The organism is Agrobacterium sp. NPDC089420 (assembly GCF_044900305.1).
In the GTDB taxonomy this organism is placed as follows: domain Bacteria; phylum Pseudomonadota; class Alphaproteobacteria; order Rhizobiales; family Rhizobiaceae; genus Agrobacterium.
Genome location: NZ_JBJDMY010000015.1, coordinates 36,982 through 52,363, shown reverse-complemented (window position 1 = coordinate 52,363; position 15,382 = coordinate 36,982). Strand labels below are relative to the sequence as shown.

The window sequence follows — 15,382 nt, the reverse complement described above, 5'->3', positions numbered from 1 at the left end:
TCAGGTGTCGACCGCCGTATCCGCCCAGTTGGAAACCGCCCAGCGCGGATTGCTGGCGACATGTTTGACGGTGTCGCGCGCCACCGTGATGAAACCCCATTCGGCGACGTTGATCAGCGGCAGATCGGCTGCGACCTGTTTCTGGAAATCCTTGTAGAGCGCTGTGCGCGCGGCCGTATCCACGGTCTCCGCCGCCTTGTCGATCAGCGCGTCCAGCGCCTTGTTCTCATAACCGCCCTGGTTGGAAAAACCGACGCCCGCCGGTATGCCAGAGCGCACCAGAATGGTGGTCGAGATCGCCGGATCGCCGCGGAAGACCGGTGGGGCGATGGCAAGATCGAAGGCGTGGTCGGTATAGACCGCCTTCTGGTGCGCGGCGGAATCATTATTCACCAGCTCGGCGTCGATGCCGATTTGCTGCAGCGCCTGGCGAAGATAGGCGCCGAACTGCTTCGTTTCGTTGAAATAAGGCGCCGGCAGCAGTTTGAGCGAAAACCGTGTCCCATTGGGGCCACGCGCATATCCGGCCTCATCCAGCAGAGCATTGGCCTTGGTCACGTCGAAATCATAGGTCTCGACATCGTCGGTATAAAATTCCGGCGCGTTTTTGGGTACCGGCCCGGTGGACGCCGTGGCGTAACCCAGGAAGACCTTGTCGATGACGAATTTCTTGTCGATGGCGTGCGCAATCGCCTTTCTCACCTTGAGATCGGCCAGTTCCTTGCGGCGGTGGTTGATTTCCACCACCAGCTGATAGGTCAGCGCCTCGTAGCCGTCGGCGATCACCTTGATGCCCGGTACTTTCGAGATACGGTCGAGATCGGCGAGCGGCACGGCGGAAAAGGCGGCCAGCTGAATTTCCTCCGCCTCCAGCGCCGAGGCCGCGCCTGCCCGGTCGGGCAAGACACGATAGATGATTTCCTCGAGCTGCGGCTGCCCTTTACCCCAGTAATTCGGGTTGCGGGTCAGGCGGTAATATTCGCCGGGCTTGTATTCGGCAAAAACGAAAGGCCCGGTGCCGACCGGTTTGGTATTGGCCGGATTGGCGGCGATATCGGTGCCTTCATAGAGATGTTTCGGCACGACGCTGGTGACCACCGGCAAAGCATTGCGGATGAGCTGGAACGGCGTGGGCTTGGAGAAATGGAAGACGGCCGTGTGGTCGTCAGGCGTTTCCACCTTTTCGAGATTGGCAAAGACCAGCCGCCCGAGGTTCTGCAGCGGTTTCCACACTGAAAGCGCCGAAAAGGCCACATCCGCCGAGGTGAAGGGTTTGCCGTCATGCCAGGTCACGCCCTCGCGCAGCTTGAAGGTGGCGCTGAGGCCATCATCCGATCCCCGCCATTCGGTCGCAAGCCGCGGCTCCAGCCCGTCCTTGCCATTAAAGGAGGCTTCCGCCAGCGGCTCGACGATCTTGCTGGCGATATAAAACACGCCATTGGAGGCGACGATGGCCGGGTTGAGGTTTTTCGGCTCTGAATCGGCTGCGACGATCAGTCGTCCCCCGGCTTTCTCCTGCGCTGCGGCAATTCCCGCCAGTCCCGTGGTTGCGGCAAGAGCAAGCGATGTCTTGAGAAGCGAGCGGCGGGATAGCTGGACAGGCGACATGAATTTCACTCCGGAAATGAGGGCGAGGCGGGCCTTTCCGCTGGGTCCGCGGCACGCCGATCTTAAGACTGCAACCTCGGCAGTGTCCACGTTAATTCGCGCCCTTTACAGCAATGATTTTACGTTGCGGACGCATTTGCAGAAACAATATGCTTTACCGGCGGCAATCCGCTTTTCCCTGCCGCAACTTATGGCCGGAATTCTCCCAAGGAAGACAATTTAATAAATAAAAATCAATGGTTTGATTATTGCCCGCAGTGGTGGATGGTGCTTCTGTATACCTCCCGGTCACGCGAAAATCTGCCGGCAACGGCCGGTTTGGAAAGGGGTAATTAACCTTTATTTTTTATTTCAAAGGGACCGAAATATGTACGTTTATGATGAGTGTGCACGCTGCCATGAGCTTCTCCCGATCCAGATTCCAGAATTCGTCCAATAGCGCAGGGGAGGGGAGCGAGAAGGCTCGTCACGCCGGCGGCCAGCCGTCTGCCGCGCCGCAGGCAATGGTGACGAAGGCTGGTGTTGCACCCCGGCCGAATGCCGACGTCAGCGCCGCCGACGCCATCGAAGGCCGTGCGGAAATGCCCGGCTGGCAGAATGCTTTCGTGCTTGGCCCGAATGTCCGTTTCACCCGCACGCCGGAGAGTGCCTTTGCGCGGCGGATGCCGGTCGAGACGCCCCATATTCCCGAGGACGACGTGGTTGCTGTCGTTGCGCCTGAAACGGTGGAGCCGGAAGCCGCGGTGCAGCAGCAGGCCGAGCAGCCGGAAGCCGTTCCGTCTTCTGCGCCAGTCGTAAAGCCGGCGGAGCAGCGTGCGCCGCCGCCGCGCATGCCGTTCCTGCCGCAGCCGCCGGATGCGCGGGGTGCCAGGGCATTGACCTATAAATTGCGGCTGGAGCTTGCCCGCAAACAGGCGGAAGAAGCCGTCACCGCCGCACAGGCGCCGGCTCAGGCCGTCGCGACTGTGCCCATGCCGGCAGACGCACCGGTGCCGCAGCGGCCAGTCTCCGCTTTTCAGCCGCAACCTGCCGAGATACCGGTCGCTGCCGCGCAGGCCGCTGCGCCGGGTGCATCCATTCCCGCTTTTGCCGCGCATCTGCCGGACGAGCTTTTCTGGGAGGTCATGACGCTCGATCTGCCGGGTGATGCCGGCGAGAGCGTTCCCGCCTATCTGCACGCCAGTTTTGGCCCGGTATCCGCAAATCCGGTCCTGACGAACCCGATGCCGATGCCGATACAGCCTGTTTCTGCCGTTTCCGCGGTGTCGGCCGCCGCCGTCGTGCTGTCGTCGGAACCGCCTGTCGTCACCGTGCCGGGTGGCTCCGCGATCCGGCTCTATCGGGAAATCGGCGTGCGTCAGGCAGTCGCCGCCGCCACTATTCCCCTCATCGAACAGGAAATCGTGCAGCCGCCGGTGGCGCAAGCCCCTGTGGTCGTCGAGCCGCAGCCGCCTGTCGAACAGGTCCAGCCGGCGCAAAAAATGACGGCCGAGCCGCGTTTTGCGCCGCGCGCGCCCATTCAGGCTTCGCAACCGATGTTCCGCGAAGCGCCGGTCTTTGCCGAGGGAGAATATGAATATCCTTCCATCGATCTTCTGCAGGAAGCCCGCGTCCAGCAGACTACGACGATGACGCCCGAGGCGCTGGAACAGAGCGCCGGGCTTCTGGAAAGCGTGCTGGAAGATTTCGGCATCAAGGGCGAGATCATCGATGTCCGCCCCGGCCCGGTCGTGACGCTTTACGAGTTCGAGCCCGCCCCCGGCGTCAAATCCTCGCGCGTCATCGGTCTGTCTGACGATATCGCCCGCTCCATGTCGGCGCTCTCGGCCCGTGTCGCCGTCGTGCCCGGCCGCAATGTCATCGGCATCGAACTGCCGAACCCGGTGCGGGAAACGGTCTATCTGCGCGAATTGATCGAAGCGACCGATTATGCCGAAACCCGTCAGAAGCTCGCGCTCTGCCTCGGCAAGACTATCGGCGGCGAACCCGTCATCGCCGAACTGGCGAAGATGCCGCATCTGCTGGTTGCCGGCACCACCGGCTCGGGCAAGTCGGTCGCCATCAACACCATGATCCTGTCTTTGCTCTACCGCCTGAAGCCGGAAGAATGCCGCCTGATCATGGTCGATCCGAAAATGCTTGAACTGTCGGTCTATGACGGCATTCCGCATCTCTTGACGCCCGTTGTCACCGATCCGAAAAAGGCGGTCATGGCGCTGAAATGGGCCGTGCGCGAAATGGAGGACCGCTATCGCAAGATGTCGCGTCTCGGCGTGCGCAATATCGACGGTTACAATGCAAGGGCAGCGGCTGCCCGCGCCAAGGGCGAAACGGTGTTCTGCAACGTGCAGACCGGCTTCGACCGCGCCACCGGTGAGGCTGTCTACGAGCAGGAGGAAATGGACCTCACGGCCATGCCTTACATCGTCGTCATCGTCGATGAAATGGCCGACCTGATGATGGTCGCCGGCAAGGAGATCGAAGGCGCGATCCAGCGCCTGGCGCAGATGGCGCGCGCCGCCGGCATCCACCTCATCATGGCGACCCAGCGCCCGTCGGTCGATGTCATCACCGGCACGATCAAGGCCAATTTCCCGACCCGCATCTCCTTTCAGGTGACGTCGAAGATCGACAGCCGCACCATCCTTGGCGAACAGGGCGCGGAGCATCTGCTTGGCCAGGGCGACATGCTGCACATGATGGGCGGCGGCCGCATCGCCCGTGTCCACGGCCCGTTCGTATCGGATGAGGAAGTGGAAAAGGTCGTGGCGCATCTGAAGACGCAAGGGCGTCCGGAATATCTCGGCACCGTTACCGAAGACGCCGAGGAGGCCGATGAAGAGGCGGAAGAGGATACGGCTGTCTTCGACAAGACTTCGATGGGCGACGATGACAGCGACGATCTTTATGAAAAGGCGGTCAAGGTGGTGATGCGCGACAAGAAGTGCTCGACCTCCTATATCCAGCGCCGCCTGTCTGTGGGTTATAACCGCGCCGCCTCGCTGGTGGAGCGCATGGAGCAGGAAGGCATTGTCGGCCCTGCAAACCATGTCGGCAAGCGCGCCATCATCGCCGGTGAGCGCGATCCCTACGACGCCATGGGGGCAGATGATTGATTATCCGCGACGCGATATTCGATTGCAAAAACGCGTCCCGTGAATAGCCTGTGCGGCATGGATTCTGGAATCGGGAGGGTTCCCCGCATGTCGCACAGCAATGAAAACGTCACCGTTCTGGCAAGGCTGGATGAGCTGGAGCGGTTCTGCCGCGGCGTGTTCCTGGCCGCCGGCACGGATGACGAGACGGCCGATGCCGCGACCCGCGCGATGATGCACGGCACAAGGCTCGGCGTCGACAGCCACGGCGTGCGCCTGCTTGCCCATTACATCACTGCACTTGAAGGCGGGCGTCTCAATCCTCGGCCGCAGATCAGCCGGGTCTCCGGCTTCGGTGCGGTGGAAACCATCGATGCCGATCACGCCCACGGTGCCCGCGCCACCTATGCGGCCATGGACAATGCCATGGCGCTTTCCGAAAAATTCGGCATCGGCGCGGTGGCGATCCGGAATTCCTCGCATTTCGGCCCGGCCGGCGCCTATGCGCTGGAGGCGGCGCGCAAGGGTTACATCGGCATCGCCTTCTGCAACTCCGACAGTTTCGTGCGCCTGCATGATGGCGCGATGCGGTTCCACGGCACCAATCCGATCGCCGTCGGTGTCCCGGCGGTGGATGACATGCCCTGGCTTCTGGATATGGCCACAAGTGCCGTGCCGTATAATCGCGTTCTGCTTTACCGCAGCCTCGAGCGGCAATTGCCGGAAGGTGTCGCGTCGGACGGTGACGGCGTCGATACGCAGAACCCGCATGCCGTCGAGATGCTCGCGCCGCTGGGCGGCGCTTTCGGTTTCAAGGGCGCGGCGCTGGCGGGCATGGTCGAGATCTTCAGCGCCGTTCTCACCGGCATGAAGCTCAGCTTCGATATAGCCCCGATGGGCGGCCCGGATTTTTCAACGCCGCGCGGCCTTGGAGCCTTCGTGCTGGCGCTGAAGCCGGAAGCCTTCCTCGAACGCGCGGCGTTCGACGAGGGCATGAAACGTTACCTCGAAGTGCTGCGCGGCTCGCCCGTTCGCGAGGACTGCAAGGTCATGGCCCCCGGCGACCGGGAGTGGGCGGTGGCGGCAAGGCGGGAAAGGGAAGGGGCGCCGGTCGATCCTGTTACCCGTGCGGCCTTTTCGGATCTGGCGGCGAAATTCTCGATCAACCTGCCCGCCTATCATTAAGGGGATCGGCGGCCGACTGGGCTTTCCTGCGCCCGCATGTCGTCAGGCGGGGCGCGACAGCATCTTGGGATGCGTATAGGGTGCCGCGACGTTCAGCCTTTCGGCCGCGACGGGGCGGCCGATATAATAGCCCTGCGCGAAATCGATCTCCAGCTGGCGCACCAGCCGCAGCTGCTCTTCCGTCTCCACGCCTTCGATCAGGATCTTGTGGCCGCGGTTGCGGATAAGGCGGATCATGTCCTGCAGCATCGCCCTGCCGCGCGGCGTATTGCTGTCGTGCAGGAAGGAGCGGTCGATCTTGACGGTATCGAAATCGGTCATGCGCAGCCAGGAAAGGCCGGCAAAACCCGTTCCGAAATCATCGAGCCAGATATTGATGCCGAGCGTTTTCAGGTCGTTCAGGCAGCGCAGCACATCCGAGTGCATCTCCATGTCCAGACCTTCGGTAATCTCGAAGGCGAGCCTGTTGCCGGCGATGCCGGCCTCGACGAGGATTGCCGCGACGGAGGTGGCAAAGCCCGGATTCTTCAGTTGCATCGGGGATACGTTGACGCTGACGACGCCCACCCGGTCATCGGCGAGAATCTGCCTGCAGACGGTCTTGATGGTCCATAGACCAAGTTCCATGATCGTGCCGGTGCGCTCGGCGATGGGGATGAAGACGCTGGGCGAAACGGCGTTGCCGTCAAGCAGGCGAAGCCGCATCAGCGCCTCGGCGCCGGGCGTTTCATTGCTCGCGACGTTCAGGATCGGCTGATAGACGAGGGAAATCAGATCTTCCGCAACGGCGATTTTCAACAGCGCGGCGATGTTTTCCGTCTCGTCGCTGGTCTGCGGATCGTCGGGGTCGAACAGCCTCATGCAGTTGCGGCCGTTGCCCTTGGCGATGTAGAGCGCCCTGTCAGCCTCGTTGATGATCTTCTCCAGCTTGCCGTCCGCACTGGGACGGGTGAAGGACGCGCCGATGCTGACGGTGACGACAAAGGTGCCGTCCCGGCGCTGGTCGTGGGCAAGCGACAGGTCCTCAACGGTGTGGCGGATCACTTCGGCCAGTTCGCCAACCTGCTGCTTGGACTGGAAGGGCGCGAGAACAATGAATTCCTCACCGCCATAACGGCCGATCGAGGCGCCATGTCCGGCAATTGCATCCTGCAGCGCATTGCCCACCGTCACCAGGCATTTGTCGCCCTCCTGGTGGCCGTAGCGGTCGTTATATTTCTTGAAGAAATCGACATCGATCAGGAGAACGGCGAAACCTTCCTCCTTTCTGGTCCAGTTGTCCCACAACAGGCGCAGATGATGGTCGATGGCACGGCGGTTCTGCAGGCCCGTCAGGGAATCCGTATTCGAAAGCCGCAGCAGCGCCTGGCCACGTTCATCCGCCGCCTTCTGCTGGGCCTTGGCTTCCAGCCCGTTGACGAAGACGTGGTAGCGTTCCCGGTTCAGGTTCCAGTTCACATAGGAGGTGAAGACGAAGCATGAGATATAAAACGTGCCGAAGGCCAGCTTGTAGAACACGTCCTCGGGAAACTGCACCACCGCCAGAAAATAGGTTACGAGAATGATGCCCGACGACACGAGCGACAGATGGAAGCGGAACGTGAAGAACAGGTTGGCGCCCATCATGAATATGGTTCCGAAAATCATGTAATAGGACATGTTTTCGACGTTGTCGGTAAAAAGCGACGGCAGCAGCCAGCCAATGTAACCCATGACGAGCGCCGTCGCGCAGGTGAGGTCCAGCGCCGATGTGCTGGCGCCCCTGCGCAACTGTATTTCCAGCGTCAGCAGCGCCGAAGAGACCACGAACAGGCGGGCGACGATCGCATAAAAAGCGACGTCGGGTATCAGAATGATGTCGGTAATGGCAAACAGCAGATAGATGAAGACAGCCGTCCACAGGCCCCTTCTGATCGAACCGCGGCGGCTGCGTTCACCTTCCTGCTGATAGAGGGCAAGAAGTTCATCAGAAAACCGGGAGTCCGGCTGCCGATAATCTTGCTGTCCACCCACCTCTCCCAATGTGTGCTTCATGCACTTTCCCATAGTGTTGCGTATACTTTATCAAGTAACTGCTTATTCCACTTTTCCGTGTGCTGCCGCATCCGGTGCGGGTTCCTGCCGATCTCTGCCGATACTTGCGCAGACCATGGAAAGGAAGAACGCATCATACGTTCGCAACATTAAGTTTCACTAAACTGCGTATTCGCTTTCTCCTCTGCCCAAGAGTGTGACCAAAAAAATACGCTAATGTACTAATCTATCCCTACACCGCTCAAAAATCGAAAGCGAGTGGCCTTCCGGCTCCCAGAAACGTATAGTTAACAATGTGTTAATACTGGAGGCTGACGTGGTGCGGGTAAAGAAGAAAAATCTGGACGGGGCAAGTCTGATCACCCCGGATACTGTCGCAAAAGAGATTTTTGCGCGCAGAACGGAAACATTCGATGAGCAGTTCGCAGTTGCGAAAGCAGAGGCTGCCATCATTCTCGAATTGGCACAGCAGCAATTCGCCAATGGCGTTTCGGCGCGTGAGATAATACATCGAACGGCGGGCGCGCTGCATGGTCTAAGAGATAAACTCCACTCAAGCGTGTGGGCGGAACTGATTCCGCTGGTGCAGAATCACTCCGTTTCGGAGCGGTTTCTCGAAGATCCCTTCACCCGGTGGTCGTTTGAAAAGCCGAGGGGATATTCCGGCGATGCCCAGCTGCTTGATTTCATCTATGGTCACGACAGCATCGCCGAACTGGTGGGGAAGGCCTCGCCGCTCGGGGCTGCGCTTTACGATTATACCAGGGATGCGAGTTCCTCGGTCGCCGTGCGCGAGCGGCGCGATCTGCTGACGCGCTTCGTGGACGAGGCCGCCGCCCGGCACGGTGACGAGACGGAAATCCTCACCATCGCCTCCGGCCATCTGCGCGAGGCGGATGCTTCGGTGGCGCTGAAAGAAGGCGGGATCAAGCGCTGGGTGGCGCTCGACCAGGACCCGCTCAGCGTCGGCTCCGTCGCCCGCGATTTCGGCGGTCGTGGCGTCGAGGCGGTCGATGGTTCGGTGCGCGATATCGTGCTGCGCACGCAGGAACTCGGCACCTTCGATCTGGTCTATGCGGCCGGCCTCTACGATTATCTGAACGACCGCGTGGCAATCAAGCTGACGCGGCGTTGCATGGAGATGCTGAAACCCGGTGGCATGTTCCTCTTCGCCAATTTCTCCGAGGACATCGTCGTCGACGGTTATATGGAGACCTTCATGAACTGGGCGCTGCTGTTGCGCTCGAAGGCGGATATGTGGCGCATCGTCAATGCCAGCGCCGATCCTTCGACAATCGAGGCGGAGGTGTTCTTCGGCGAGAACCACAATATCGTCTATGCCACGATGCGTAAGAAGGGCTGAGATGGAAGGCTGCGTTCGTTGTTCCTTCGCGGGAAGCGAATGCATGTCGCTTGTTTCTTCTCCCCGCCGGGGAGAAGAAAGGCGTGGCGACGGCGTACTCCATTCCGTCACCCGTCCCCGGCCAATAACCATTTGATTAAACCCCGTCGCGGGCCTAAGAATCCGCGCCGAATGCGTTGCAGAATGGAATGGCTGAGATGAAGAGATATTATTCGGATATGGGCGGTCTGCCGGGGCAGACGGAACTGCTGTCGAGCAAGGCTGTTTTCAAGACCGCCTATGCGGTCATCCCCAAGACCGTGATGTCCGATATTGTGACAAGCGTGCTGCCGCACTGGACCGGCACGCGGGCCTGGATCATCGCCCGGCCGATGACCGGTTTTTCCGAGACTTTCGCGCAATATATCGTCGAAGTGCAGCCGGGCGGCGGCAGCGACCGGCCGGAGCCGGATGACAGGGCGCAGGCGGCGATCTTCGTCGTCGAAGGCGAGATGACCGTGGCGTTCGAGGGTGCGCAGCATGCCCTGCGGGAGGGCTCGTTTGCCTTCCTGCCGGCTGGCGCGCCCTGGCAGGTCAAGAACTCCGGCAAGGCGCCGGTCAAGTTCCACTGGGTGCGCAAGGCGTTTCAGGCGGTCGACGGGCTTGAGCCACCGCCGGCGATTTTCACGCATGAAGATGACAACGCCCTGTCCGCCATGCCGGATACGGACGGAAAATGGGCGACGACACGTTTCATCGATCCGGAAGACGTGCGCTACGACATGCATCTCAACATCGTTACCTTCGAGCCGGGCGCGACCATTCCCTTCATGGAAACCCACGTGATGGAACACGGCCTTTATGTGCTCGAAGGCAAGGCCGTCTACCGGCTGAACGAGGATTGGGTGGAAGTGCAGGCCGGCGACTTCATGTGGCTGCGCGCCTATTGCCCGCAAGCCTGTTATGCGGGCGGGCCGGGCCGGTTCCGTTACCTGCTTTACAAGGATGTGAACCGCCACGTGAAGCTCTGGTAACGGGCATCCACCGGCAAAACCCACGAATTATCGCGCAATCCGGCGGCTTGCGCGATAAATGCTTGCGTTAAATCGAATATCTCTAATAAATCGGATCAAGCCGCCGGCCATCGCTGGCCCGTGCGATTCCTGCATTTGCCGCGTTCATTCAGAGAAACTGACCGTATGAGTGATACGATCGATACCAACGTCTTTAATCTTGCGCCGGTGGCGATGTGGATCGAGGATTTCAGCGAGGTAAAGCGCCAGTTCGATCTTTGGCGGGCGGATGGGGTCGAGGATATCCGGGCATTTCTGCTGGAAGATTTGTCGCGGGTGGCAGCCTGCTCGCAGAAAATCCGCGTCATCCAGGTCAACGCCAAGACGCTGGAACTGTTCGAGGCGCGCGACCAGGCGCATCTCATTGACAATCTGCACCGGATTTTTCGCGATGACATGCTGGAAAGCCATGTCAACGAGCTGTCCGAACTCTGGGCGGGCAGGACTGAATTTACCAGCAATGCGGTGAATTATTCGATCGGCGGCAGGCGGCTCGATATCCAGCTGCGCGGCGCGGTCATCCCCGGCCACGAAGCCACGCTCGGCCGGCTGCTTCTGACCACCGAGGATGTGACGGAGCGGGAAGAGGCCCGCCGCAAGGAGCTTTTCAACCGCCGTTATGCCGAGGGCATGTTCAAACATTCGCCGGTCTCGCTGTGGGTGGAAGATTTCAGCCGCGTGCGGCGGTTGATTGAGGAGGTCAGGGATCGCGGTATCGTCGATTTCCGGGTGTTCATGGATGTGCATCCCGAATTCGTGCGGCAATGCATGCGCGAGATCCGCGTCATCGACGTCAACCGTGCGACGCTCGACCTGTTCTGCGCGCCGGACCGGCAGGTGCTGCTGCAGCGGCTTGGCGACATTTTCCGCGGCGAGATGGAAAAGCCGTTCCGCGAGCAGTTGATGGAGCTCTGGAACGGCAATCTCACCCACCATCGCGAGGTGGTGAACTACGCGCTTGACGGTTCGGAGCGGCACGTTCTCCTGCATTTTTCCGTCTTCCCCGGCCATGAGCATGACTGGTCGCTGGTGCAGGTGGCGCTGACGGATATTACTGCGCGCAAGAAGGCGGAAGCCTATCTCGAATATCTCGGCAAGCATGACGTGCTGACCAAGCTGCACAACCGCGCCTTTTATTCGGACGAACTGAACCGGCTGGAGCGCAGTGCGCTCAGGCCGGTTTCCGCCATCGTCATCGATCTGAACGGCCTGAAGGATGCCAATGACAAGCTTGGCCACGATGCCGGCGACGCCCTGTTGCGGCGGGTGGGCGAGGTGCTGAACGGCGTGGTGACCGCGCCGAACCATGCCGCCCGTATCGGCGGGGACGAATTTGCCATCCTTCTTCCCGGCGCCGACAGGCAGATTGCCGCCGCCATGGTCGAGACGGTTTATGAACTGCTGAAGATCAACAACCAGTTCTATTCCAGCGCGCCGCTCAGCCTGTCGCTGGGCGTGGCGACCAGCGAGGCCGGCGAGACGATGGAATCGCTGGTGCGCCGGGCCGATATGAACATGTACGAGCAGAAGAACGCCTATTATGCGGCTCTTCGCAGCAGGTCCGCCGACAATAGCGACACGACGACGAGCGGTCCGCAGCCGGACGCCGCACCGCTGAAACGCCTGTTCTGAACAGGCAGGCGAGGGCGGCTAGGATGTTGGGCTGGCGCCCGCCGCCTTGAGAAGCAGTGCAATGCTGCGGCGTGCGATACGCTCGAGGTCGGTTTGCGCCGTTCCGGCCCGGGCGCGTTGGGCAAGGCTGTGCTGCAGGGCCGCGAGCATGTCGGCGACGGCATCAATATCGCTTTCGGGCGGCAGCTGGCCGCCATCGCGCGCTGTCGCAAGCCGCTGGCGGAACCGCGCATCCGTGCGACCGAGGGCGGCGGAAAGTTCCGCTCCCATCACCGGATCGGCGGTCGCTTCGCCGGTGATGACGCTGAGCACGGGGCAGCCGAGCGGGTAATCATCCCCTTCCGAATAGATCGCAACAATCATCATGAAATAATCGTCGAGCGCTTGTGCGAGCGACGGCACGGCGAAGAGCGCATGGTTGCGGCGTTCGGTGCTCCCCGCGATGTGATGCGCGATGGCCCGCAGATAGATGGCGCGCTTGTTGCCGAAGGCCGCGTAAAGGCTTGGCCGCGCCATTTTCGTCGCTTCCGACAGATGGTCGAGCGAGGTGGCGGTATAGCCGTGGCGACGGAATTCGGTAAGCGCCGCACCGAGTGCGGCGTCGGTGTCATATTGGCGGGGGCGGCCCCGGGCGGACTTCTCGTTCATTTTTGTACCGTTTCGCAATAAATTCGTTGCGCCGTATTTTTGTGCGGTCTAGTATAAAAATAAGCGGCATGGAAAACAATCCCTTCGGGCAGGGCGGCGGCGCGCAGGCGCGGCATGCCCGGCAGGCCGCCTGGGCGGGGAATGGCCGCCTTTGCTTCACGATTAAAAGGACAATCGATGACTGACAAAATCCGTATCGGCATTAACGGGTTCGGCCGCATCGGCCGCACGGTTCTAAGGGCCGCGATGGCGCGGGACGATGTCGAGATCGTGGCGATCAACGATCTGCTGCCGATCGATCATCTCGCTTACCTGCTCAAATATGACAGCGTGCATGGCGGCTTTCCGGGCACCGTGGCGACATCGGAAAATGCGCTTGTCATCGACGACAGGCCGGTGAGCGCCTTCAGCGAGCGGGAACCGGGCGCAATCGGCTGGGCCGGCGTGGGCGTCGATGTCGTCATCGAATCGACCGGTTTCTTCCTGACCAAAAAGGCGGCGGAAGGGCATCTTGCCGCTGGTGCAGCCAAGGTTCTGATCTCGGCGCCGCCGGATGACGATACGCCGGTCTTCGTGATGGGTGTCAATGCCGGTGGTTATGCCGGGCAAACCATCGTCTCGAACGCTTCGTGCACGACAAATTGCGTGGCGCCGCTCGCCAAGGCGCTGAACGACGCCTTCGGTATCGAAGAAGCGCTGATGCTGACGGTTCATGCGACGACCTCCAGCCAGAACACGGTGGATGGCGTCGCCCGCAAGGACTGGCGTTTCGGCCGCGGCATCCTGGAAAACATCATTCCGGCAACGACCGGGGCTGCGCGCATGGTGGGGCGGGTGGTGCCGGAACTGAACGGGCGGATCAACGGCCTGGCGGTGCGCGTGCCGGTCTCTGACGTCTCCATGATCGACCTGACATGCCGGTTGCGGGACAAGGTCTCCTACAGCGATATCTGCGCCATGATCCGCACACGGGCGGCGGGCGACATGCGTGGCATTCTCGCCTATTGCGACGAACCCGTCGTCTCCACGGATATGCGCGGCAATCCGCATTCCTCGATCGTCGATGCGCTGGCGGGAATGCAGACGGAGGGCGGCCTCACCAAGCTGGTCGCCTGGTACGACAATGAATGGGGTTATGCCTGCCGCTGCCTCGATATGGCGGCGCATATTTTTCTGGCCAGATAGGCTGTTATAGATACCGAAATTGACGGCTGCGGCTGTCGGGACGGTTTCCCTCGTCCTCGGGCTCGTCCCTGGGACCGCCAGGGCTCCATCTGGTCGGAAGGTCGCAGATGCTCGGGATGCGCCCGTGCATGGTGAAGCAGGGTCCCCGGGTTTTGATTTACCCGGGTGTCCGCCTCGGGACCTTTGCTCGATGTCCTTGCGCCAACGCCAGTTCGCTTCCGCTTCCCATTTCCCCTCAGCGCAATGCCGCTCCACACCGTCTCACGCAGCTTCACAAGCGCGTGAGACGGCTTTTGCGGTGCAACAATTTTATTGCCGAAATTTTACATACGTCTTAGTATGTATGTAAATGTGACCTATTTTATGGATTCGGAGCGCAGAATGGCGAAGAGATTGGGGCAGATCGTAGCGGTGTTGTTGACGGGCATCGTTCTGGTCGGATGTAGCGACGAGCAGGCCTCCGCGCCCGGCGCGCCGCCACCCGGTGCGGTCAAGGTCGTGACCGTGAAGCAGGAAGAACTGCCCATCACCAACGAGTTGCCGGGCCGCATCGCGCCGACGCGGCTTGCCGAGGTGCGTCCGCGCGTCTCCGGCATCATCGTCGAGCGGGTGTTCGAGCAGGGGTCGCTGGTGAAGGAGGGCGATGTTCTCTACCGGATCGACCCCGCGCCGTTCCAGGTGCGCGTCGACAGCGCCGAAGGCACGTTGCGCCGGGCGCAGGCCGCGCAGCTGCAGGCGCGGCAGACGGCCGACAGGCAGCAGCAGCTGCGCCGTTCCAATGTCGGCTCGCAACAGGAATTCGACAATGCCATCGCCCAGCTGGCGCAGGCCGATGCCGAGGTGGCGGTTGCCGAGGCGGGGGTCGCGGAAGCAAAGCTCAATCTTCAATATGCCGATGTGAAGGCGCCGATCAGCGGTGTCATCGGCCGGGCGCGCATCACCGAAGGTGCGCTGGTCAGCGCCACCGGTTCGGAAAGCCTGGCGACGATCCAGCAGCTGGATCCGATCTATGCCGACTTCACTCAGCCGGCGGCAGACCTCATCCGCCTGCGCAAGGCCCTGCAGGACGGCCAGCTGATGACCGGCCCGAACGAGGCCGAAGTCAACCTGCTGTTTGATGACGGCAGCCGTTACCCTGTTTCCGGTCGCCTGCTGTTTTCCGAAGCGGCGGTGGATGAAACCACCGGCCAGGTGACGCTGCGCGGCGAATTTCCCAATCCGAACGGCGATCTTCTGCCGGGCATGTATGTCCGCGTCCAGATCCAGCAGGGCATCCAGAAGGCGGCCTTTGCCGTGCCGCAGCAGGCGGTGCAGCGCGATGCGGGCGGGCAGGCGAGCGTGCTTGTCGTCAATGCCAAAGACACGGTCGAACAGCGGCGCGTCAGCGTCGGCCGCTCCATCGGCGACCGCTGGGTAATTTCCGAAGGCCTGAAGGATGGTGACCGTGTCGTTGCCGAAGGTTTCCAGAAGACCGCGCCGGGCGCCAAGGTGAAGCCCGAGCCGTGGTCCGCGGAGCCGGAGGTCACCGCCGCCGGCAGCGAAGGTGCGGCCCCGGCTGCAAAGCAATAAGGACCGATTTT

The 15,382-nt window shown here is 61.4% G+C and carries 11 protein-coding genes; 7 read left to right on the top strand and 4 right to left on the bottom strand.

Annotated elements, in window-relative coordinates:
* Positions 1–1,608: an ABC transporter substrate-binding protein gene (locus ACI2KA_RS20695; RefSeq protein ID WP_404504338.1), complete on the bottom strand. Its 1,608-nt coding sequence runs from the start codon at positions 1,606–1,608 to the stop codon at positions 1–3.
* A 377-nt stretch (positions 1,609–1,985) separates the two neighbouring features.
* Here ACI2KA_RS20695 and ACI2KA_RS20690 point away from each other — a divergent pair, with 377 nt between their 5' ends.
* Together ACI2KA_RS20690 and ACI2KA_RS20685 are read left to right on the top strand one after the other, a co-directional pair.
* A complete protein-coding gene (locus ACI2KA_RS20690) occupies positions 1,986–4,724 on the top strand; it encodes a DNA translocase FtsK (RefSeq protein WP_404504337.1) in 2,739 nt (912 codons plus the stop codon).
* 87 nt (positions 4,725–4,811) lie between these two features.
* Positions 4,812–5,888 carry an Ldh family oxidoreductase gene (locus ACI2KA_RS20685; RefSeq protein WP_404504336.1) on the top strand — a complete coding sequence of 359 codons (1,077 nt, stop codon included), beginning with the start codon at positions 4,812–4,814 and terminating at the stop codon, positions 5,886–5,888.
* A gap of 42 nt (positions 5,889–5,930) precedes the next feature.
* Here ACI2KA_RS20685 and ACI2KA_RS20680 read toward each other — a convergent pair whose 3' ends face one another.
* Positions 5,931–7,922 (bottom strand): putative bifunctional diguanylate cyclase/phosphodiesterase, encoded by a 1,992-nt coding sequence (locus ACI2KA_RS20680; RefSeq protein ID WP_404504335.1) that lies wholly within the window; start codon positions 7,920–7,922, stop codon positions 5,931–5,933.
* A 316-nt stretch (positions 7,923–8,238) separates the two neighbouring features.
* Between ACI2KA_RS20680 and ACI2KA_RS20675 the strand changes: the two genes are divergently transcribed.
* The 3 genes from ACI2KA_RS20675 to ACI2KA_RS20665 all read left to right on the top strand — a co-directional run bounded on the left by ACI2KA_RS20675 (position 8,239) and on the right by ACI2KA_RS20665 (position 11,969).
* Entirely contained in the window at positions 8,239–9,285 is a 1,047-nt protein-coding gene (locus ACI2KA_RS20675) for a class I SAM-dependent methyltransferase (RefSeq protein ID WP_404504334.1), read from the top strand.
* A gap of 188 nt (positions 9,286–9,473) precedes the next feature.
* Entirely contained in the window at positions 9,474–10,298 is an 825-nt protein-coding gene (locus ACI2KA_RS20670) for a bifunctional allantoicase/(S)-ureidoglycine aminohydrolase (protein ID WP_404504333.1), read from the top strand.
* 165 nt (positions 10,299–10,463) lie between these two features.
* Entirely contained in the window at positions 10,464–11,969 is a 1,506-nt protein-coding gene (locus tag ACI2KA_RS20665; RefSeq protein WP_404504332.1) for a diguanylate cyclase domain-containing protein, read from the top strand.
* A gap of 18 nt (positions 11,970–11,987) precedes the next feature.
* On the opposite strand, the gene ACI2KA_RS20660 is transcribed toward ACI2KA_RS20665, so the two are convergent.
* Positions 11,988–12,617: a TetR/AcrR family transcriptional regulator gene (locus tag ACI2KA_RS20660; RefSeq protein WP_404504331.1), complete on the bottom strand. Its 630-nt coding sequence runs from the start codon at positions 12,615–12,617 to the stop codon at positions 11,988–11,990.
* Complete coding sequence (locus tag ACI2KA_RS20655) at positions 12,614–12,805, bottom strand: hypothetical protein (protein ID WP_404504330.1); 192 nt, start codon at positions 12,803–12,805, stop codon at positions 12,614–12,616. The genes ACI2KA_RS20660 and ACI2KA_RS20655 overlap by 4 nt, the downstream gene beginning before the upstream one ends.
* On the opposite strand from ACI2KA_RS20655, the gene gap reads away from it, so the two are divergent.
* Positions 12,795–13,802 carry a type I glyceraldehyde-3-phosphate dehydrogenase gene (gene gap / locus ACI2KA_RS20650; RefSeq protein WP_404504329.1) on the top strand — a complete coding sequence of 336 codons (1,008 nt, stop codon included), beginning with the start codon at positions 12,795–12,797 and terminating at the stop codon, positions 13,800–13,802. The genes ACI2KA_RS20655 and gap overlap by 11 nt on opposite strands.
* 381 nt (positions 13,803–14,183) lie before the next feature.
* Positions 14,184–15,371 (top strand): efflux RND transporter periplasmic adaptor subunit, encoded by a 1,188-nt coding sequence (locus ACI2KA_RS20645; RefSeq protein ID WP_404504328.1) that lies wholly within the window; start codon positions 14,184–14,186, stop codon positions 15,369–15,371.
* Positions 15,372–15,382 lie beyond the last annotated feature (11 nt).

Bases quoted from the DNA above. Each gene is read 5' to 3' on its own strand.
- ACI2KA_RS20695 (WP_404504338.1), bottom strand. From the start codon at position 1,608: ATGTCGCCTGTCCAGCTATCCCGCCGCTCGCTTCTCAAGACATCGCTT.
- ACI2KA_RS20690 (WP_404504337.1), top strand. From the start codon at position 1,986: ATGATGAGTGTGCACGCTGCCATGAGCTTCTCCCGATCCAGATTCCAG.
- ACI2KA_RS20685 (WP_404504336.1), top strand. From the start codon at position 4,812: ATGTCGCACAGCAATGAAAACGTCACCGTTCTGGCAAGGCTGGATGAG.
- ACI2KA_RS20680 (WP_404504335.1), bottom strand. From the start codon at position 7,922: ATGAAGCACACATTGGGAGAGGTGGGTGGACAGCAAGATTATCGGCAG.
- ACI2KA_RS20670 (WP_404504333.1), top strand. From the start codon at position 9,474: ATGGCTGAGATGAAGAGATATTATTCGGATATGGGCGGTCTGCCGGGG.
- ACI2KA_RS20665 (WP_404504332.1), top strand. From the start codon at position 10,464: ATGAGTGATACGATCGATACCAACGTCTTTAATCTTGCGCCGGTGGCG.
- ACI2KA_RS20660 (WP_404504331.1), bottom strand. From the start codon at position 12,617: ATGAACGAGAAGTCCGCCCGGGGCCGCCCCCGCCAATATGACACCGAC.
- gap (WP_404504329.1), top strand. From the start codon at position 12,795: ATGACTGACAAAATCCGTATCGGCATTAACGGGTTCGGCCGCATCGGC.
- ACI2KA_RS20645 (WP_404504328.1), top strand. From the start codon at position 14,184: ATGGCGAAGAGATTGGGGCAGATCGTAGCGGTGTTGTTGACGGGCATC.